Origin of the sequence: Magnetospirillum sp. XM-1 (assembly GCF_001511835.1) — a bacterium.
Classification (GTDB): Bacteria; Pseudomonadota; Alphaproteobacteria; order Rhodospirillales; family Magnetospirillaceae; genus Phaeospirillum.
This window is the reverse complement of record NZ_LN997848.1, coordinates 2,949,978-2,969,376: the sequence shown is the minus strand read 5'-3', so window position 1 is coordinate 2,969,376 and position 19,399 is coordinate 2,949,978. Positions and strand designations below refer to the sequence as shown.

The 19,399-nt window shown below is 48.0% G+C and carries 18 protein-coding genes and 3 pseudogenes; 11 read left to right on the top strand and 10 right to left on the bottom strand.

The window, feature by feature from the left end; translation table 11 throughout:
• The first annotated feature begins 195 nt into the window (after nucleotides 1-195).
• The 5 genes from XM1_RS23485 to XM1_RS25010 all read left to right on the top strand — a co-directional run bounded on the left by XM1_RS23485 (nucleotide 196) and on the right by XM1_RS25010 (nucleotide 7,055).
• Nucleotides 196-2,013 (top strand): bifunctional diguanylate cyclase/phosphodiesterase, encoded by a 1,818-nt coding sequence (locus XM1_RS23485; RefSeq protein ID WP_082700525.1) that lies wholly within the window; start codon nucleotides 196-198, stop codon nucleotides 2,011-2,013.
• 176 nt (nucleotides 2,014-2,189) lie between these two features.
• Nucleotides 2,190-2,729, top strand: coding sequence for a PAS domain-containing protein (locus tag XM1_RS13740; protein ID WP_068434322.1), 540 nt, complete (start codon nucleotides 2,190-2,192; stop codon nucleotides 2,727-2,729).
• Nucleotides 2,730-2,743: 14 nt separating this feature from the next.
• Nucleotides 2,744-4,054, top strand: a complete 1,311-nt coding sequence (locus XM1_RS13735) for a methyl-accepting chemotaxis protein (protein ID WP_068434320.1) — start codon at nucleotides 2,744-2,746, stop codon at nucleotides 4,052-4,054.
• Between the two features lie 28 nt (nucleotides 4,055-4,082).
• Nucleotides 4,083-5,462, top strand: coding sequence for a bacteriohemerythrin (locus tag XM1_RS23480; protein ID WP_082700524.1), 1,380 nt, complete (start codon nucleotides 4,083-4,085; stop codon nucleotides 5,460-5,462).
• A gap of 30 nt (nucleotides 5,463-5,492) precedes the next feature.
• Nucleotides 5,493-7,055 carry a bacteriohemerythrin gene (locus XM1_RS25010; RefSeq protein WP_231920514.1) on the top strand — a complete coding sequence of 521 codons (1,563 nt, stop codon included), beginning with the start codon at nucleotides 5,493-5,495 and terminating at the stop codon, nucleotides 7,053-7,055.
• Nucleotides 7,056-7,085: 30 nt separating this feature from the next.
• Here the strand turns inward: XM1_RS25010 and XM1_RS13725 are convergent, their stop codons facing one another.
• Nucleotides 7,086-7,547, bottom strand: coding sequence for a bacteriohemerythrin (locus tag XM1_RS13725; RefSeq protein ID WP_068434316.1), 462 nt, complete (start codon nucleotides 7,545-7,547; stop codon nucleotides 7,086-7,088).
• Nucleotides 7,548-7,694: 147 nt separating this feature from the next.
• Nucleotides 7,695-7,877: pseudogene (locus XM1_RS13720) on the bottom strand (transposase domain-containing protein); the annotation flags it as partial.
• 193 nt (nucleotides 7,878-8,070) lie between these two features.
• On the opposite strand from XM1_RS13720, the pseudogene XM1_RS13715 reads away from it, so the two are divergent.
• The 3 genes and pseudogenes from XM1_RS13715 (at nucleotide 8,071) to XM1_RS13705 (ending at nucleotide 9,536) form a co-directional block, all read left to right on the top strand.
• Nucleotides 8,071-8,555, top strand: a pseudogene (locus XM1_RS13715) (TspO/MBR family protein).
• Between the two features lie 13 nt (nucleotides 8,556-8,568).
• Complete coding sequence (locus tag XM1_RS13710; protein ID WP_231920512.1) at nucleotides 8,569-8,937, top strand: DMT family protein; 369 nt, start codon at nucleotides 8,569-8,571, stop codon at nucleotides 8,935-8,937.
• A gap of 293 nt (nucleotides 8,938-9,230) precedes the next feature.
• Nucleotides 9,231-9,536 carry a hypothetical protein gene (locus XM1_RS13705; protein WP_068434310.1) on the top strand — a complete coding sequence of 102 codons (306 nt, stop codon included), beginning with the start codon at nucleotides 9,231-9,233 and terminating at the stop codon, nucleotides 9,534-9,536.
• 23 nt (nucleotides 9,537-9,559) lie between these two features.
• Here XM1_RS13705 and XM1_RS23475 read toward each other — a convergent pair whose 3' ends face one another.
• Both XM1_RS23475 and XM1_RS23470 read right to left on the bottom strand, forming a co-directional pair.
• Nucleotides 9,560-9,985: a CZB domain-containing protein gene (locus XM1_RS23475; protein WP_082700523.1), complete on the bottom strand. Its 426-nt coding sequence runs from the start codon at nucleotides 9,983-9,985 to the stop codon at nucleotides 9,560-9,562.
• On the bottom strand, nucleotides 9,986-10,246 hold the full coding sequence (locus tag XM1_RS23470; RefSeq protein WP_156428734.1) for a hypothetical protein: 261 nt from the start codon (nucleotides 10,244-10,246) through the stop codon (nucleotides 9,986-9,988).
• 187 nt (nucleotides 10,247-10,433) lie between these two features.
• Between XM1_RS23470 and XM1_RS23465 the strand changes: the two are divergent.
• Nucleotides 10,434-11,305, top strand: a pseudogene (locus tag XM1_RS23465) (IS5 family transposase).
• Between the two features lie 60 nt (nucleotides 11,306-11,365).
• On the opposite strand, the gene XM1_RS24140 reads toward XM1_RS23465, so the two are convergent.
• The gene (locus tag XM1_RS24140) at nucleotides 11,366-12,133 is read right to left on the bottom strand and encodes a hypothetical protein (protein ID WP_156428733.1); all 768 of its coding nucleotides are present in this window, start codon (nucleotides 12,131-12,133) and stop codon (nucleotides 11,366-11,368) included.
• Complete coding sequence (locus XM1_RS23460) at nucleotides 12,130-13,455, bottom strand: diguanylate cyclase (protein WP_168186021.1); 1,326 nt, start codon at nucleotides 13,453-13,455, stop codon at nucleotides 12,130-12,132. Before XM1_RS23460 ends, XM1_RS24140 begins: the two co-directional genes overlap by 4 nt.
• A 690-nt stretch (nucleotides 13,456-14,145) precedes the next feature.
• Between XM1_RS23460 and XM1_RS13685 the strand changes: the two genes are divergently transcribed.
• Complete coding sequence (locus XM1_RS13685) at nucleotides 14,146-14,679, top strand: phospholipase D family protein (protein WP_068434305.1); 534 nt, start codon at nucleotides 14,146-14,148, stop codon at nucleotides 14,677-14,679.
• Nucleotides 14,680-14,725: 46 nt separating this feature from the next.
• Here XM1_RS13685 and XM1_RS13680 read toward each other — a convergent pair whose 3' ends face one another.
• From XM1_RS13680 to XM1_RS13670, 3 genes are all read right to left on the bottom strand, one after another.
• The gene (locus tag XM1_RS13680) at nucleotides 14,726-15,328 is read right to left on the bottom strand and encodes a hypothetical protein (protein ID WP_068434303.1); all 603 of its coding nucleotides are present in this window, start codon (nucleotides 15,326-15,328) and stop codon (nucleotides 14,726-14,728) included.
• Nucleotides 15,329-15,554: 226 nt separating this feature from the next.
• Entirely contained in the window at nucleotides 15,555-16,100 is a 546-nt protein-coding gene (locus XM1_RS13675) for a tyrosine phosphatase family protein (RefSeq protein WP_082700731.1), read from the bottom strand.
• Between the two features lie 492 nt (nucleotides 16,101-16,592).
• A complete protein-coding gene (locus tag XM1_RS13670) occupies nucleotides 16,593-17,162 on the bottom strand; it encodes a hypothetical protein (protein ID WP_068434299.1) in 570 nt (189 codons plus the stop codon).
• Nucleotides 17,163-17,942: 780 nt separating this feature from the next.
• Between XM1_RS13670 and XM1_RS13665 the strand changes: the two genes are divergently transcribed.
• Nucleotides 17,943-18,380 carry a hypothetical protein gene (locus XM1_RS13665; RefSeq protein WP_231920511.1) on the top strand — a complete coding sequence of 146 codons (438 nt, stop codon included), beginning with the start codon at nucleotides 17,943-17,945 and terminating at the stop codon, nucleotides 18,378-18,380.
• A gap of 427 nt (nucleotides 18,381-18,807) precedes the next feature.
• Here the strand turns inward: XM1_RS13665 and XM1_RS13660 are convergent, their stop codons facing one another.
• Entirely contained in the window at nucleotides 18,808-19,260 is a 453-nt protein-coding gene (locus tag XM1_RS13660) for a bacteriohemerythrin (RefSeq protein ID WP_068434295.1), read from the bottom strand.
• Nucleotides 19,261-19,399 lie beyond the last annotated feature (139 nt).

Genomic DNA, 19,399 nt, shown 5'->3' with positions numbered 1-19,399 from the left:
TCTGCAAAATTAGCCACGACAAGACATCCAGCACAATTGATTCCATCTCCAGGGTTTTGATTTGTGCTGCAAATCATGGTTGCATTATGTCCGTCTGCTGTAGCGATCAATCGCTTGAAAAATTACATTCGTTGCTCGCTGTTTCTTCTGGCAACGTCAAATCCATAAAGGCCGACGACACCTGAGGTGTTTAAAATGGTTAGACGCTTGAGAGATATAGAAGCCGTAATTAACGATTTTTTGTCAGGGAATATACTTGTTCGCTGCGAATCGTCTTCTGATGAAGTGATCGGCCCTGTATCGCTAGCAATCAATCGCCTTCTTGAAGAAACCGCTCATCGCCAGTCCAGTCTGCTGCGGCTATCTGCGGCAGTTGAACAGGCTCCAGTTTCTGTTGTCATAACTGATTGCGGCGGCCTAATCCAGTATGTCAATCCGTGCTTTACAAAGAATACTGGGTATACATATGAAGAAGCTGTAGGATTAAACCCAAGAATATTAAAGTCTGGATATACCACTGATGAGGTATACCATGAGTTATGGGGTGCTATCTCCGATGGAAAGGTATGGCACGGCGAACTACACAACAAAAAGAAAAATGGAGAGTTATTTTGGGAGTATGCCGTAATCGCTCCCGTGATTGACGATTGTGCACAGATTGTTAATTTTATCGCCATAAAGGAAGACATTTCTATAAGAAAGGAATTTGAGAAGAGACTCATTCATACACAGAACTTTGATGAACTTACCGGGCTGCCCAACAGGGCGGTTGCACTTGATCGCCTTGGCCAAGCTATTTCTGCAAATTCCAGTTTCGGAAGGATTGTTTCTGCTCTTATTGTAAAGGTTGATGGGCTGTCTCGGGCAAACCACATTCACGGCCACAAAGGTGGCGATTTAATTTTAAAGCAAGCTGCTGAACGAATTTCAGAAATAGTTTTAAACGATCTGAATACGGTTTCACGAATTGGCGGAACTGAATTCCTTGTAATTTTACAAGGAATCTCGACTCCATCCATTGCTGAGTCTGTTGCAAAAAGATTAATAGAGGTATTATCGCAGCCGTTTAATGTTTGCGGTGAACAAATTTTTTTATCATCATCAATTGGGATGTCATTTTCACCAATCGACGGAACTGACCATTTTGAGTTGCTGAGAAACGCACACTCAGCACTGATGAACGCAAGAAATAAGTCATGTAGCGGATATCGGCTGTTTATGCCTGAAATGGACAGGGAGGCTCGCGAGCGACAGTCTTTAGATAGCGAGCTTCATTCTGCGGTAACGGAAGACTTAATTAAAGTGTTTTATCAGCCTCTTATAGATGCAAAATCAGGCCGCATTGTTGGTGCTGAGGCACTTGCTCGTTGGCAAACACATGGTGGCCGCTACATTTCTCCGGATAAATTTATTCCATTGGCGGAGGAAAATGGTCTGATTAAGCAAATCGGAAGTTCTATATTGTTTTCAGCATGCAAGGATGCGGCGTTTTGGCGTTCAAATTATGGTGCTGCCTTTAGGGTTGCTGTAAACATATCGGCTTTGCAGTGTAATGATATGGGATTCATCGAAACCATTGAAAAAATTCTTGAGGAGACGGGGTTCCCTCCTGAGTTGCTTGAGATCGAGCTAACTGAACGAACTCTTGTCGCGGATAGTCATGCCGCGATTGCGTTCATGGAAGTGGCGAGAGGAATGGGTATCCGCCTTTCAATTGATGACTTTGGAACTGGGTATTCTGCACTTGGATATCTTCGCAAATTTCCGTTTACTACACTTAAGATCGATAAGTCGTTTACGTCTGAAATATCTGATAAAGGCAAGGGTAATGCGTTAATTTCATCTATCATTCAAATGGCTCATGCTCTCGATCTCGAGGTAATAGCAGAGGGTGTTGAAAATGGGTTTCAGCGTGAGTTTCTGATAGATTGTGGGTGTGAAATATTACAAGGATTTCTGCTTGGTCATCCGGTGCCTGCCGATCAATTCTTATTAGATATGGAGTTGATATAGATGGTTGTGCATTTTGATGGTCTTACTTCTTTTTGGGCAAATTCCCGGCCCTCATTGTTTTGGTTGTATATGCTGAGAGTTTAAATGAGTCTTGGTGGTTGCTTGATTTGTTTATCGGTTAATCATAAATAATAGGCTGTGCTCATAGCCCATTCAATCTGGGAGAGGTGTCGGAGATGGCGGGTGACCGTAAAACTCCATCAGGTCGCGAGCGAACTTTTGCTCATGACGAATTGATCGTCAGCAAGACCGATCCCAAAGGACGGCTGACCTACGTCAACGATGTGTTTTTGACAGTCAGCGGCTATGCCGAATTCGAGGTGATGGGAAAGCCACATTCGGTCATTCGGCACCCCGAAATGCCACGATGCGTCTTCAAACTGCTTTGGGACACCATTGCCGATGGTCGGGAGATATTCGCCTATGTGAACAACATGGCAAAGAATGGTGACAACTACTGGGTATTCGCCCATGTCACCCCGAACTTCGACGCGGCCGGTCAGATCATCGGATATCACTCCAATCGACGGGTGCCCGAGAAGGCCGCATTGGAGACGATCAAGCCGCTTTACTGTTCGCTGATGGAAGAAGAACGCCGCCATCCAGATTCAAAGGTTGGGCTTGAGCGATCATGGAAAATGTTGAACGACGCCGTAGCAACGGCGGGATTTGATAGCTATGACCGATTCATCTTCACCATCACGCCAGAAAATTGATCAGAGGCAGGCACATGGAATCGACTCTCGGCTCATATGCCCGAACCTTATCCCTTGGGATGCTGGTTCCTTCGGCGATCTGCTTACTGGCGGGAACATTCGGGCTGCTTGGTGGTTCGAGCATCGCCCTTTGGGTCGTGATCACGGTATCCCTGATTGGCGTTGTCGGAGGCGTCAAGATCGGTGGTTCTGCTCGACGAATGGCAGGTGATCTGTCCACTGCGATCCACGTGCTCAGCCGGTCCGCCAGTGGTGATCTCAACGCTCGGATTCTGGACGTTCGAGGCAGCGATGGCATTGGAGCCTTGCAACGCAGCATCAACCGTTTGCTGGACCTCGCTGAAGCCTTTGGAAAAGAGGCGTTTGCCGCCGTCGAGTCCGCCAATCATGGTCGGTATTACCGCCGAATCATCACGACGGGTTTGCGTGGCGATTTCGTTCTGTACGCCAAGACCATCAATCAAGCTTTGAAGCGAATGGAAGCCAGAGACGCAGAGTTCATCGCCTTTGCCAACAATCAGGTAAAGCCGGTCGTGAACGCCGTGGCTGCCGCAGCGACAGAATTGGAAGCATCTTCGGGGGCCATGTCGGCACAGTCTACCGACACCAGCCACCAAGCCATGACGGTTGCCGCAGCGGCGGAACAAGCCTCGGTCAACGTCCAGGCCGTGGCCTCTGCTGTGGAGGAGTTCTCTGCCTCCATTAAGGAGATCAGTGCCCAGGTCCACCGTGCTGCCGCCGTAGCCTCCGAAGCAGCCGGTGTCGCGTCTCGTACCGATACGACGGTCCATGGCCTCAATGAGGCCGCCGAACGAATTGGTGCCATTGTCAGCTTGATCAATGACATTGCCGCCCAAACCAATCTTCTGGCTCTCAATGCCACAATCGAAGCGGCTCGTGCCGGGGATGCCGGGAAGGGCTTTGCCGTGGTGGCGAATGAGGTCAAAAACTTGGCGAACCAAACGGCCAGAGCAACCGAAGACATCACCTCCCAGGTGGCCCATATCCAGGAGGTCGCCGCCGAAGCTATCAAGGCGATTGATGAAATCACTCGAACCGTATCCCAGATCGAGGAAACATCCTCCGCCGTGGCCGGTGCCGTGGAAGAGCAAAATGCGGTCACCGTGGAAATCGCACGTAATGTCGCGGAAGCTGCAACCGGAACGTCCTCGGTTTCCTCAGCGATCATCACGGTTCAAGCGACTGCCGCTGAAGCTACAGAATCCGCTGGTCAGGTAGCTGATGCTGCATCGGAATTGTCTCGGCAGTCTGAAAATCTTAGCCGCGAGGTTGATGGCTTTATCGCCCGAATTGGCGGGCGGTAATCGGCAGAGTTCATGGAGATTTTGCTGAATGACAGAAGAATGCCAGATCGCTGGATGGTCAGACGCTTTCTCTGTCGGGAATGCAGCGATTGACAGCGATCACAAAGCATTCTTTGAAATTGCCAATTTACTCAAGGGCGTCGTTTTCGAGGCAGCGAGCAGCAAGCTCGTAATCGATAGTGCTTTGGCGATGCTCGAAGAATATGTTGCAGGGCACTTTCTCCGTGAAGAAAAGGCCATGGATAAAATTGGCTTTCAACACTTTGACGATCATCGTGCAAAGCACTTTGCCTTCAATCGAAAAATTAATGAGGTGATCAGGCTATATCGTGGTGGAAGTTTGTCAGTTGCGGATAAACTGCACGATCTTGTCCTTAAGTGGCTTGCAAGTCACATTATGAATGAGGACATGAAGTTCAAGTCATTTTTGACTGATGACGACGTTGATCAGAGGCCGCTTGCGTATCTTGCTCTCGACGCTCTTGAGAATGAAGAGCCTGAAAAAGTGGCCGTTCCTACTGTCATCGTGCCGGGCAAGGTAAAATTAGATTACTCTAAAATAACGGCATTAATTTGCGAGCCAAGCAGCACAATTCGATCTGGCATACGGTTTACACTAAATGAAATTGGAATCACAAATATAGAGGAGTCGAATAATTTTATTGCCATTGATGAATCATGCAAAAATGGCGGCTTCCAGATTTTGGTAATGCATGCCGTGGTTGATGGAAATGATTCGACGTATTTCATTCGTAAAATTCGCTCTATACAAACAAATAGCGATCCATTCGTATTGACTGTACTGCTGCTTTCATCCAGAGATGAATCGGCGGTACGTAGTGCCATGTCTTCAGGAACAGATTCCGTGCTTCTTATTCCATTCTCATCCGGCCAATTGCGAGATCAGATTATTGGGCATGTAGAAAGGCGGAAGCCATTTATCGTCACCCAAGATTATATTGGTCCAGAACGCCGAAATGAAAGCCGTCCTGGTTGTGCCTCGGCCCCACAAATCATAGTCCCTAATCCGGTCGAGGCGTTAGGGCGAGGCATTCCGATGGAGCAGTATGAATCCAAAAAAAATGAAGCCATTCAAGTTATAGTAAATTATCGTCTGAAAAGTCTTGCTGGAGCCATAATTTTTGAATGTAACGCTTTGGCGGCTGGCATGCGTGACGGATTAGCTACAAATGAAAGCACTTTTCGAAGCTTAACAAAGCTTGAAAATATTGCTGATGAGTTGGCGGAGAAAATTCGAAAATTTTCTGGAGCAAAATCCTACTCAGTTGAAACCTTCCGAGATAGATGTCGGGAATTAAAGGGTGGGGTGGACAAAATCACCTACGCTGATGTTGAGGAACTTTCAGCATCTGGCAAGAAGGTGTCAGAAAGCTATGTGTCACGCTGAATTATTAAAATACGACCGGAATAAATACGAATGACAATCGTAGCATCGTCGTCACTTGATGTTAATGCACTCGTCGCCATCGAAAATGCAGCGACAAGAAAGCTTATTGTTTCTGTGATGCGTGAGTGCGGCTTTGCAGTTCAAGAAGAAACAAAAGACATCAGTCATACGATGCTACACCTTGAGCACGGAAACGCATCAAACATAAATATCATCCTGTGCGATAAGCTTGGTGGAACTGGGCATTTAAAGATTCTGAAGCACGTACGTTGGGGAGAAGGGCAGCCCCCTCAATCCCTTCCCGTCATCGCCCTGGATAACCAGTGGACCGCCGATGAGCTAATCGCGGCAAGAGACGCGGGCATATCCGCTTCGCTCACCCTGCCCATAACCCGCCATTCACTGCAAATGGCGATCACGGCTGCGATGACCACGCAGAAGGCTTTTATTTCTTCTCCGGCCTTCCATGGGCCGGACAGACGCTCGGCGATTATGAAGGGCTACAAAGGGCCGTTTAGACGGGCGGATGATACCCTGACCCGCCGTCAAGAAGGCTCCCCTGTGATTGCTCCTTCCGCAGATCAGCGGCAGGTCAAGCCGCGAGGTAAGCCCCCAGAGGCAATAGCCCCTTCATCTTCGGTCGATATGAAGGCTGAAATTGGATGGTCTACGGCGATTGCAACTGGCCGGGATGACATCGATGATCAACACCGAAAAATCATCGATTTTCTGAAAATACTCGGGGCAACTTCAAGTGCGGAATATGAAAATAAGGCCGTTGATGACGTCATCGATGGGCTTTCAGATTATGTGAAGATGCATTTTAAGCACGAAGAGTCTCTCATGGACTCCTTTGATTATGACGAGAGAGATAAGCACAAGCGGATTCATTCTGGCTTCGTTGAAAAGCTTGACAGAATAAATCGTGATGATTTCCATAATGGTGGCGGAAGCGAGAAACTGTTCTATATAATATACAATTGGCTTGTTACGCATATTGTTAGCATTGACCGCGTCATGATCGCCAAGATGAATGGTGAATATGATGCTAATGGTGGTGGCGACCCCGTTCTTAAACAAACTGGCCTCGTAATTGAAAATGCCTACGAGTTGGCCGCAAAAATTATGAACGTGAACTTGCAAACAAGTGCAGTGGCCGATAAAAAACGGAAGACTGCATTGCTTCGTGATATTTCGAAATCTACAGAGAGGCTGATTAACCTTATGGAACTTGCTGATTCCAGGGTGCAGGTAAGTGGATGCTCTAGTTTTCAGCTTAAACGGTTGGGCGAGATACGGCATGCACTGACGAAAAGTGCGGATTCTCTGGCCGTGACGGCTGCAAAAAAAATCATACGGCTTTGCGGTGATATTTTGTCCGGCAAGCAGGGCATCCCCCTTGGAATCGGGGATATCTTGCGGCGACAAATGGGCCGGGTGGCAAGCTTGACTGCGGTAATCGGTGGATTGGACGCTATGAGTTCAACCGCAAAATCAGCAGCCATCGAGGCAAATGAGTTGGCCGGGAAAATCTTGGAAATGGAACTCGGATCAGCCGCGTCTTTGCAGGACTTTGATATTGTCGAAAAATAGCGAAACAGCAACGCCAGCCTTCGAGACGCCCTAATTACCCTTTGGGCATACCCAGTCTCTGTAATTCATGTCAAACTTCATGATGTGATTAAAAAGCCACATCCGTAAAAACTCACTCATTTCGTTAAGTGATTGACGGTTGACCTTCCTCGACTTCGTGATGAAATAGGCTGATGCCATTTCCTCAAGCTGAGTCTTCAAAACGCGATGTTCTCTGGCGTGCATGTCGAAATATGGATACATGCACTCTCTTTGTATTTTTTCTTCTCTCTCAAAGTGTTCGTGTGTGTAGGCAATTAGCTGCTTCAGCGTCACATGCATCGCAGCTTCATTCTGCCCATCAACTTCCCCCTCTAATGTTTCACATATTTTCGCAGTTACCAAGAATTGATTTATTATGCTAATGAGCTTCTTATGATCGGCGTCAATAATCGGGTGTCCGATCATCATATCTTGCGTGAGCTTGAGCATATCGTCCTCGCTGCCGATCAAGCCGACATTCGCTGCGGTATTCTATGCCCTACAGTCTTTTCGATCACTTCCCTTTTTTAAGGGGAAGCTACGCCAGCACCTTCTGAGGTGTTTTGGTCAGGGCTTCAGCAATTCCGGCGGAAAGTGAGCGAAGTGTAAGCGGTGTTCTCAGGCCACGGCCTTGAGGGTGGCATCCACCTGGTAGGCCCAGGGGAGGAGTTGGTCGAGGCGTCTCTGGGGGTGGCCGGCAACGATGCGGGTGATGACGTCGGTGATATAGGCGTGCGGCTCGACGCCGATGAGTTTGCAGGTTTCGATCAGCGAGGCGATCACCGCCCAGTGTTCGGCACCTTCACGTCCCAGTTTTGTAATTTTCGGCGGCATTGGGTCGGTGACCAGTTCGGAAAGCGGTTGGTGGCCGCAGTGTAGTTCCGCTGGTCGCCGGGGGAAACGCCGATGTCGTGATGAATTCAATCGGGGTGCTATGGTTGGCCCCGCATCATGAACGTTGACCAGGAAATTTCGGAAGGGCCTCCCCGTGAGCATGAAGTTCAGAAAGACCAATCCCCGGTTTGGCTATCTGGTCGTTTTGATCGTGTTGTGCCTGGGCGTTGCGGGCATCTCCAGCATGGTCACCATTCCCGCTGTCCATGGGGGGTACAAGGATTTGGATCATCCTTCTTTCACCCCACCGGATGCGATATTTGGCCCGGTCTGGACGACTCTCTACATCATGATGGCAGTGGCAGCGTGGCGGGCATGGGGACGAGATCAGTACCAGTGGGATAGCTCATGCATACGGCTGTTCCTGATCCAGTTGGCGTTGAATTTCGCCTGGAGCTTCCTGTTCTTCAAGTTCCACCTGACGGTGTGGCGGCGGTCGAGATTGTGGTTTTGGAGATCGCCATCATCGTGACCACGGTGGCATTTTTGATGCGAGACAAGATCGCCGGAATGCTCATGGTTCCATATCTGCTTTGGGTCGGCTTTGCATCGGCTTTAAATATTGGGTTCTGGAGCCTAAATTAATAACCTTTTGCAAATGAAAGTTCTTGTTATGAACTCATCAGCCATTGCTCCAATAGGTTTGTTGATAATATCCAATGTTTTTATGACTTTTGCGTGGTATGGGCATTTGAAATTTACAGATAGAGCCATGTGGATCGCTATTGTAGTTAGCTGGCTTATCGCATTTGTGGAGTATTGCTTTGCAGTTCCTGCGAACAGAATCGGCCATGGAACCTATTCGACCGCAGAGCTAAAAACGATGCAGGAGGTTATTACCCTCACCGTGTTTGCCGGATTCTCCGTCTTGTACCTGGGGGAGCGACTGACCATAAATCATGCCATCGGCTTTGCCCTGATCTGTGCAGGTGCGTTCTTTGTATTCAAGAGTCCGATCCAGGTGTAATTCGGAGGTATAAAATAAAGTAGCATTACGATATCGAGTGTTTAATTTTTTCTCAATCTATGTAAAAATTATGTTGTGTTTAAGCTTGGCGTATCGTGAAGAGTGCCGTGAAATTATGTATTTTTTTATGATTATCCTGTGTGTATTTGCAGAAATAGCACAGCAATGGGTGCATTCCACTGGGAACTCCAGCGTCTCCCCAGTGCCACCGCCTTCTAACTGAGGGGGAAATCATCGATGCAGAGTTCTGGCGGAGGCAAAAGGATGCGATTCAGAATCGAGACGCCAGCGGGATGAACCTTTGGGAGCGTGGCCGCTATTGCGAATCGCGTAAATCCGAAGTCAACCGACTTGCTGAGATCGCGATGCAGTGGGTCTATGACCATGATCGACGGGTTTCACAATCCAAGGGATTCACTGCCCACGGGATCGGAATTTCAGATCAGCAAACGATCAGAATGTATGCCGAGGTGGAGTTCAGGGACTTGCGGTACGTGAAGGGCGATGGGGCGGACATCGGCAAATGCGATGAGATGACCTTGTTGGCAGTTCGAAGAAATCTCGGCCATATTGAACGCTATCCCGCCGACGATGAATGACCCATTGTCGCATTCTGCGACATTCAGAATCTTCGAATTGATTCGTCATCCAGCTTCCGCGTGAAAGCTGTCAAAGCTTCAAGAACGGTGCAAAATCCACCGCCGCTCATGCTTACAATTGATTCCAAGGACGATATGGCTAACTTTGAATTTCCATTAAAATATTCAGTCATAATATTCGCCGTGTTTTTATGAAATTCTGCATGAACTTCGTATATTTTTAAATAGTATTCTGTGCCTCCATAGGTGCCCTTTAGTCCGTCGAGCCACACGCCAATCCGGCATGCATCATATTGTGCGGCCTTTGTCGCATCTTCTGGGCTAATGGTACCGGCAGACATTTTATCAATAACTTTATACAGGTAGTCAGCATGGGACTGAAGAACATCTTCCAATAGGTGAATCATGGATTTGACCGTTCGATTGCCATGAATTTTAAATTTAGTCATTCATGACGTGCGAAACAACCGGTTCATATTCCGGTCCAAGTCATTAAAATCGACATCTCCAGATCGCGGATCAACCCGAGTGATCCGATTGACACGCACTGTCGAGTTCTCGATCACCCCGTCAATTTGACCACTTTGAATCCAGATCGTGGCAACGAGAAATTGGTCGATTGCGGTGTCCTGGCCGACGATGCCGCCACGGCCCCATGGCGGTTCCCGTGACCACCACGGCGGCATCATACCGCTGATCTTGGGGTTCACCCATAGAGTCATCCGCGACGGTGACCACGGCATCCTCAACCTTGCGGCTCAATGCCACAACCCGAGACGGCGTGTTTGGTCCATTCGCGTGGTGGTTGAAGATGGGTCGAATTGGTCGGTCATAACCCGATGTTATTTTAGAGGCCGTCCGGAAGGTTCTTGAATCAGGTGAATCGGTTATGATTCCATGGGTCTCCAGAGAAATGCTGGGGGCGCCATGTGGACCAAGGACAACCGACGGCTCTATGAGCGGAGCGGACTTCGCTATCCAAGTGATCTGACGGATGAGGAATGGTCGCTGGTGGCGCCGCTGATCCCACCGGCAAAGCGCGGCGGGCGCCAGCGAACGGTGGATCTTCGTGAAGTGGTGAATGGGATCTTCTACGTGTTGATGACCGGTTGCCAGTGGCGAGCATTGCCCACGGACCTGCCGCCCAAAAGCACGGTGCATGAATATCTTGGGCTGTGGGAATGGGATGGCACGCTGGCACGCCTCCATCACGCCCTGTTCATCGAGGTGCGGGAACTCTCCGGCAAAGAAGCCAGCCCGACGGCGGCGATCATAGACAGCCAGAGCGTCAAGGGCGCGGAAAAAGGGGGGCGCGGATTGATCCATCGGGCTACGACGCTGGGAAGAAGGTCAAAGGCAAGAAGCGGCACATCGTCGTCGATACGCTTGGCTTGATCCTCGCGGCTCATGTCCAACCGGCCGATGTCCAGGATCGTGATGGCGGATTGCCGGTCCTCAAGGAGGTCCGGCGCCTCTTCCCCTTCATCGTTCGGGTGTTCGCTGATGGCGGCTACCAGGGGGCCGCCACCGCGGCAGCCGTCCGCGCACTCGGGGCGTGGCACCTGGAAATCGTCAAACGCTCCGACACCGCCAAGGGGTTCGAAGTTCTGCCAAAGCGGTGGATCGTTGAGCGCACCTTCGGGTGGCTGGGGCGTTGTCGCCGTCTCGCCAAGGACTTCGAGAATCTCGCCAGGATGGCGCTGGCGTTTCTTCGCCTCGCCATGATCCGCCTCATGCTGCGAAGGATAGCAAGACACCGGAAATCATAGGAAACTTCACGGACGGACTCTTAGTCACCGACAAATGCATGATGACCAAAAATATACATATCAGATGTCTTTGGATGAAATCTTTTTTCTGTGTTCGGAATTCCTTCGTGGCATCCCTTGATCGAGGATGGACCGGATTCTTTTGCTAACACCATCGCCGAAATGAAAATCCAGACGGATCCGCTGATTCTCATCATTAAGACCATCACCTAACTCTGAAAATAACGAGTTGAACAATATAGTAAAGTGCTCATCCGTAAATGTGAATTTTGATTTTGCAATTGTTACGTCGTTTATGATAATCATAAACGTTCGCTTGCCAACTTGAAACTGCTCAAATCTAAGCAGAATGCGTATTAATATAGTTTCTGCAAGTCGTTTCCATCGTGGATTTTTGTTAATTTCCAGCCACATAAACTCATCGCCATTATCTTCGATGGACAATAGTATGTGTTCCGCCTCAATATTTAATTCTTCATAAACAATATGGCCAAATGCCTTTTTCATATATGTATCAATTGCATCAAAAATTGATTTTGGAAAAATAGATGGATTATTGCAAAGGTGAGATATTTTTGAGCCAACCAAACGCAACAGAAATTTTTTTCTAATACCAATAGATTCCGTCTTTTTTGCAACACTAGAGCGGATGTTTTTTGCACAATCTTCACAGTTTCGCTCAATAACAGATAGCAATTGAACCGACACTTGCGATAACTTATGTCTCTGCGTCTCACTTAAAAAATCAGCCAGATGCTGTGTGAGCTCAAAAAAATTCTTTTTTGTCAACTCAGCATGTTTAGAAATTGGTGTTCGAAACTTATTCATGGAGAGTGGCATCCAGTTATCATTACACGATTGCGTCCGCCATCTTTTGCTTGATATAAAGCAACGTCTGCTCGACGCATTATCTCACTTATAGTGTCATTAACTGGAAGTGCTACGGTTGCTCCGAAGCTAGACGTTATCTGAAGTCTCAGGCCGTCTTGAATTTCTATCAATGCATTTTCAATTTTCTGCCTTAGAAGTTCTGCAACCACTATTGCGTTTTCTAAAGTCGTCTCAGGCAGAATGATGGCAAATTCCTCTCCACCAATCCGACCGAATGAGTCGTTTTTACGCAATGCAGATTTGATAGTTCTGCAAAATTCGATTAAAACGGCATCGCCAGCGTTGTGTCCGTATTGGTCGTTCACGTGTTTGAAATGATCAATATCAACCATCAGCAATGATAGTGGTCTATTGTATCTTTCAGCCCTATGCAGTTCTTCATCTAGCTTATCGATAAGCGAACGACGGTTGTTAATGCCCGTCAATGAGTCTGTATTAGCGAGTTTCTCTAATTCTGACGAATGTTTTAAGATAGTTTCTTCCATAATGCGACGCTTATGGATGTCAGTATGCGTGCCAATGATTCTTAGTTTAGAGTTTATTGAATCATATGAGGCAAACCCTCTGGCTAAAAACCATTTATAGCGTCCATCCGATGTCCGCAGACGATGCTCGCAATGAAGCTTCGTCTCATTTCCATTGAGCAATTTAGTGATTTGATCGCTCAACATCTGAATATCGCCTGGATGGACTCGGTCCATCCACTCATGAATCATGCATTCATTCGGCTTTTCCATTTCATTCAGCATACCCCACCAGCCTTTAGTGAAAGCAACCGAATCCGTCCCTGGAAACCAATCCCACACCCCATCACCAACAGCTTCAAGTGCAAGCCGTAATCGTTCTTCACTTTTTTCCAAATAACGTGATGACTTAAGAAGTTCATGTTGTTGAACGGCGGAATTTAAAGCCATAAACAAAAGTTGTTGATCTGCTGGCTTCTCAAGAAATCTAAAAATGAAGCCATTGTTCACGGCATCTTTAACAACTCGCATATCTGCAAAGCCAGTTAGCATAATTGCCACCGTCATGGGCGATAATTCAAGAATCTTTTTGATAGTAGTAAATCCATCGATGTCTGGCATTCTGTAATCTGAGATAACGACCGCAATTTCATTTCCTTGATTTGTGGCATCATTTATAAGCTGAATTCCGCGTAGCCCCGATGTTGATGTTATAACTTCATATTTATGCTGTAGTAGCCTACCAAGGCTTCTAAGCACATTGATGTCATCGTCAATTATGGCAACTTTGTGCACAACGCATGTCATAATTTAATACCGCCATTTTCATAAAAATGATATCCACGGTGGCGGAGTTCATCTTTTAGTACAGAGCAATTGTTTTTATGGTTAAGGATGCATGAGCAAGTATCGTCAACGAGTATTTGAAGCAAATACTCATCGCTCTTTCGGTGAAAATCCATTTGGCAGCGGAACTGCTTCTCCCGCATTCGTCGAGACAGTAAATTTTTCAACCGCTCAATGATTTTCATTTGCATCTCTTGCGTAGCGAGGGTGCATTAGATTTTCAACCTATAAAATCAAATTTCTAAAATTAGGTTTAGTCCTAAATGGGATCAGGAGATTCTACGCATACTAGGCATGAGGACAAATTACTTAGTAAATTCAAACGCCTAAAAACGATCCCATCCTTGACGGATTTTGTAACATATTGTGATTATGGCTGAATACGGTCGAGGGGCACCCCGTAGACCTGTCCCAAGCAATTTTTGGTCCTGGTATGGCTGTCTTTTCAAAATATAAGGCTGTGCTTGAGGTTGACGGCAGCCCCATGTCCGTTCTTACGGCGATGACGCTTCCAAAGTACCGGGCACCAGACGGGACGCGGATGACTGCCGTTACGCTGCCGGACGAACTCAAAGGCCCCATGGGCGACGTGGTGATGGCTGCGGCCATCGAAGCTGGAATTTTGGTGGAGAAGCAGCAATGAGTTACGGTCGTCTTTCGATCATCGTGGCAACGGTGACCCTGTTGATGACTGCTCATGCCGGGATGGCCGCTGACCGTCAGATCGATGTCTGCTTCACCCCTGGAATGGACTGCACTGGGAAGGTCGTAGAGGCCATCGGAACCGCTCGACGCACCATCCTGATCCAAGCCTATTCGTTCACCTCACCGCCTATCGCACAGGCTTTGGTGCAGGCCAAAAAACGTGGTGTCGATGTGCGGGCAGTCTTGGACAGGAGCCAGCGAATGGAAAAATACAGCGGTGCCGATTTCCTGGCGAACGGCGGGGTGCCGGTTCAGATCGACGCGGCCCACTCCATTGCCCACAACAAGGTAATGGTGCTGGACGGCTCGACGGTTATCACCGGATCGTTCAATTTTACCAAGGCCGCCCAGGATCGAAACGCTGAGAACCTACTGGTGATCAGCGATCCTGAATTGGCTGCCAAGTACGAGGCGAACTGGAAGAAGCACGCAGGGCATTCGGAAGTGTATGGCGGTCGGGGTAGGTAAGTCCGGTTTCTTCAGTAAGGTTGTTCTGTTGGTGCCCGATAGTCAGTTAGTTTCGAACCCGCTCCACCCAGCCAGGGTCTTCCGGGTATTTTTCCAATATTTTTTGCATTCGCATGATCGCAAACGCAGCAACGTCATCGCAGTGCTGAATTTGTGCACCATTGTGTTTGATGTATCGGATGTCGCGTAATGCGACTTGTGCATAGGTCAAAATGTCTCGCGATTCAGACATCACGATTCCATGGGGAATAAAGCCAGCCGACGGGGCAAACCACAAATCGTGATCGCTTAACCACTGCGAGGAAATTTCGGCATAGCGGCTCACCTTACGTTCCTGGGACGAGCAGTACACCCCACGATCATGCAGGTTCATGCCATTCGCATCCCTGCCCAGGACGGCCACTTGCTCACGGTGCCAGTATCTTGGGGTGTTGATCTCGTCATATGTGAGTGGCGGCGGCGAGGGCTTCGAGCCGAGGGAATAATAATTGGGCAGGTTGGGATCGCGTGGATATACGGGCGGGGGAGCGGCCTTCATCACACCGTCCTTACCCTTGTCCGTGGTAAAGAAGATGCCTTCCTGGGCGTTTGCGGCAAATGTCGCAGTGAACAGCAAGCAGACTGATAGCAGTATGACTTGCGAACGCATAATGCCCCCCAATCAATCTGATGTTTGTGCTTGTTACAATATAACCACATAAATACATAATATCAATATATGCGGGGTAAACTATGCGATTAAATGACTTTACGATTTCTCCACAAGATGCCGTTTCTGTTGCTCCGGGACGATTGCCGCCGATTTACGATGAAAATAAAATCAGATTTGAAATTATGGCAGTTTTAGACATTTTGAAGTGTGCATTAAAAGATGCTCAACGCCTGATCGACTTGATCGACCTTGAACCGACATCGCGTTTATGACCGTCAACCGCAGCAACCATTCGGCCTTCAGCACGAAGAAGTCGGTCTGCGAATTTTACGATGAGCCTGTTTGGCATCGCTCCGGGCCTAAGTTCCATGATCAGTTCCATGGCTTCATCTGCCGTCATGTGCAGGCAGGCCAGTACGAACGCTGCTGCGGTTGAGCGGGATATTCCGGCCCAGCAATGGCACAATACCCGGCCACCGCTGGGTATCTCACGACCAAAATCGATGATGGCCTGGGCATGGTCAATGCTCGGGAATTCAGACCGGTCCTGGGCCGACAACATCATTCCGACTGATCCGGTTGTGGCGTGCAGGTCAAAAAATCGCAGGCTCAGAACCTTTATCGATTCGGGGAAGACCAGTGGATCGTCGTGGTCCTCATTAGGGTCGAGAATCGAGAGAATGTGCGACGGGCGAAACGATTCCAACTCGTCACCAAGCTCGTCCAGGCCGCAGATCAACATCGTGAATGGCAATTTTTTCTTGGTCATGATGCTCCCCCTGTTCATGGCCGTGAACAATATCAGGTTTGAACCTGTCGGCCAATTTGGGCGATCAAAATAAGTTCACATCCATGAAGGTATTCGCTGCTGGGATAAATACACCTGCAACAGCAGGAGTCGTTCATGCGAAAATTAGAAGAGATATATAAAGAGTTTCATTCGTTAGGAATCATCGGTTCGGGTCGCGAATTTGGTGAATGGTTAAACAGAAGCCAGAGCTACCTGAGCAGTTCAAAATAGAGAAACCGGCGAATATCGACCGAAGCACTTTTGGCATTGGTTTCGAATGTGACTGAGGTAATTGATTCGACCAATGAAGCTGCGGTTCTTTGTTCCGATGAAATTCAGATCAAGGAACTGCAAGAGGGTGTCAAGGCACTTAAAATTCTTGAGAATGAAGCTTGGACTGAAATATGGCGTCGGGTGAGGTGATGGGGGATGTGGCAGGAAGCACCTCCTCCTGCCACATTACATTCATGATCACGCAGCTTCCGGCGTAGTAGCTGGGATCGGCTTGTGTGTCGGACGACGCCAAACCCATCGCATGTATTTGCCCGGCACCACGATGATCTCACCCCTTTGGGTCGTCAGGGTTTGAATGTGCTCGATGGTACCAAGACGTGGGTCTTCATCGGATGGCTTGCTGATATTGATTGCTTTCAAGTCGATCTCGATCATCAACCCGTTTCGGGATAGGACGAAGTACGGCAGCAATGTGTCCTCATTGCCAATTGCCGCTGGTTCGCCGATCCGTCCGTTCGTTTTGGCTATCACAGGGCTGAAATAGGTTCGTTCCTGGGCCTGATGGGCTTCGTGATAGACACGGTATAGCTCGACATGGCTGGCCCGGCTCTTATGGACGCCAGTGAGTAGCTTAGTCACGTCCTTGTGTTCCACAAATTGAACGCGATATGTGGTCCCGTCGATAATTACGTTTCCGGTGAATACATAGCGATCCGAAAATGAGACGGATTTCCGTCCCCGCTTCGGTTCTGTTTTGGGCGTTTCCGCCCATATGCAGATATACTCAAGTTCAAGTGATTGGTTCATTTCCTTTTTCCTGTTTCTGGAGTTAGTCCGTATTGTAGGCTAAATCATTGAGTTAGTCCGTATTGCAGGACAAGTTGGAAAGTTAGTCCGTATTGCTCTTCAATACGGACTAAGTCCAACATGGCTATTTATGAATCAGATATATACAACACCGACAACTCATTCCTTTCGTTTGTCTCAACACCATGACGCCTTCGGCGTCGAGATTAAGTCCGTTCATGATTTCGTAGTTACAACACCGACAACTCATCGCTTCGTTCTGTCTCAACACCGGAACGCCTTCGGCGTCGAGATGAATTCAGTTCATAAGTTCATGGCTACAACACCGACAACTCATCACTTCGTTCTGTCTCAAAACCACCCTGCCTCTGGCAGGAAATCAGATCGGTTACGCCTGTGGCGGCTCATGCCGGCTCACATGAAGTAGCCGAAGGCGTATCATGGCCTCGCCGAGCTATTTTCTGTCGGGCTAACATGAACCGGCAATTTGTTTGTTATTTGTTGATGGCTAATATATGCGGAAATATTCAGCCATATCGAATCAGGTCGCAGGCCGGTATGACCTTGCTAACTTCCATCCATGGAGAAATCAGACCATTTTGTGAAGTGAATTGCGATCACTTATCAGGCTTAACGACTGATGACTAAATCCATCACTACATTGATGTCGAGATGCCATGTGGCCGTGCGGCCATATCATGAAATATATTCATGTGGCTATCTTGGCCTTTAGTAAATACGGCTATATCATTCATGCAATGTTGATGCATGGAGGCCATTATGTTGCAGCTTAAGTTTTCCGACGAAAAGAAGATTCTGGTTTCCGAAGCCCGGAAAAAGACCCCCCGGCAGGTTGTGCTGGATGGCATCCAGAATCAGGTCGAACTGCTGAAGAATCCCGGCTTCACCGTCGAACGGGTTCGCTATTCCAAGGGTGCCGAAAACGGCAACACGCGGCAGAGCATCAGTCGTCCGCCCCAGCCCTGGTTTTGGAAGTCGGTCAAAGACGGTAACCTGCTGCTGGAAATTCGTTACGGCAGGACGCCTGTCGAACTTCAGGGACAGGGGATGCCCAATACGATTGTCGCCGGTAAAGCCAATGCCGATGCCATCAAGGTGTTGGAACAGATCGCCACTGCCGTGAAGGCCGGTGAACTCGATGAACCTCTGGAGGCTGCCAAGATCAAGGCGAGGCACCGTCGCAACAAGGTCGAGTAGCAGATCATCATCGGATTGCGTTACCGGGGCAGGTTGGTGATCAATTAGGGGGATGTCATCGGCAAAATGCGATGACCAGCAAATCGCTTAACCCTCCGCAATGATTCATCGGCCTGCCCAATTTTCTGCTCACGTTGGGATTCACTCAGAACACGATGGGTGCCAGAGGAGCCAAGGCTTTCTTTTGACAGCATCAAAATCGCTAAATCTTACGCATTTGGTCAATGCAGTTAGTGTTTATATAATTTGCCTTAAATTTATGATCAAGCTTTAAGCGTCACAATCTATCTCGTGCCTTTGTGGCTCGAATATGACATGACATAATTTTATTGGCTGGCATCTTGAGCCCACTCTGCTCACCCGTGCATTCACGCATGCTTGTCTTGTTAATTTTTTCAACAAGTTATGCAAATGTTAAATAATTTAGCTAATCAAATTTCATATAATTAGCGATTGTGCCGTCATCAATCCCCATCTCATAAATGTATTTTTTTAGTTTTTGATCTTCTTCTTTGATGTGCGAATTCATCCAGTCATTAATTGTATTGGCAAGAAAATAAATAGCCTTCCGATCATCGGCGTAAATGCTTAGTGCTTGTTCATTAATAATTGCAAGAAACTGTTCATGTCTTTCAATATGGTTATCTATCCATTGAGCGTATCCAATCCGCCTCATGAATAGCTCTTCACGATCAAAGTGTGCTCTGGCGTAATTTTTTAGAAGCTTTACGGAGTCTCTGAAGGATCGTGCATCTGCTTCGCCGGAGTTGGCCAAATCTACAATGAGATTGGCTATGTCGAAAAATACCTTATGGTCGTTATCAATTGTTTCGTTCCCAATTAGCAAGCTGTCTGTCCACACGAAGTATTCGTATTTCATTGCCAAATCTCCAGCGGCAGTACCAAACGGCTGTTTTTGTTCTGTATTAAAAACTGACTGTTCGTAGGGCTGAAAATAACGTAGCTGGGTCGCAAAGTTTGAGCGATGGTGATGGTCAGTGATATTTATATTTGGAGTG

Coding starts and splice junctions, on each gene's coding strand:
- XM1_RS23475 (WP_082700523.1), bottom strand. CDS start 9,985: ATGACTAAATTTAAAATTCATGGCAATCGAACGGTCAAATCCATGATT.
- XM1_RS13665 (WP_231920511.1), top strand. CDS start 17,943: ATGTTGCAGCTTAAGTTTTCCGACGAAAAGAAGATTCTGGTTTCCGAA.
- XM1_RS25010 (WP_231920514.1), top strand. CDS start 5,493: ATGACAATCGTAGCATCGTCGTCACTTGATGTTAATGCACTCGTCGCC.
- XM1_RS13705 (WP_068434310.1), top strand. CDS start 9,231: ATGAACCTTTGGGAGCGTGGCCGCTATTGCGAATCGCGTAAATCCGAA.
- XM1_RS13740 (WP_068434322.1), top strand. CDS start 2,190: ATGGCGGGTGACCGTAAAACTCCATCAGGTCGCGAGCGAACTTTTGCT.
- XM1_RS13735 (WP_068434320.1), top strand. CDS start 2,744: ATGGAATCGACTCTCGGCTCATATGCCCGAACCTTATCCCTTGGGATG.
- XM1_RS13710 (WP_231920512.1), top strand. CDS start 8,569: ATGAAAGTTCTTGTTATGAACTCATCAGCCATTGCTCCAATAGGTTTG.
- XM1_RS13685 (WP_068434305.1), top strand. CDS start 14,146: ATGAGTTACGGTCGTCTTTCGATCATCGTGGCAACGGTGACCCTGTTG.
- XM1_RS23485 (WP_082700525.1), top strand. CDS start 196: ATGGTTAGACGCTTGAGAGATATAGAAGCCGTAATTAACGATTTTTTG.
- XM1_RS13660 (WP_068434295.1), bottom strand. CDS start 19,260: ATGAAATACGAATACTTCGTGTGGACAGACAGCTTGCTAATTGGGAAC.
- XM1_RS13680 (WP_068434303.1), bottom strand. CDS start 15,328: ATGCGTTCGCAAGTCATACTGCTATCAGTCTGCTTGCTGTTCACTGCG.
- XM1_RS13670 (WP_068434299.1), bottom strand. CDS start 17,162: ATGAACCAATCACTTGAACTTGAGTATATCTGCATATGGGCGGAAACG.
- XM1_RS24140 (WP_156428733.1), bottom strand. CDS start 12,133: ATGAATAAGTTTCGAACACCAATTTCTAAACATGCTGAGTTGACAAAA.
- XM1_RS23480 (WP_082700524.1), top strand. CDS start 4,083: ATGACAGAAGAATGCCAGATCGCTGGATGGTCAGACGCTTTCTCTGTC.
- XM1_RS13675 (WP_082700731.1), bottom strand. CDS start 16,100: ATGACCAAGAAAAAATTGCCATTCACGATGTTGATCTGCGGCCTGGAC.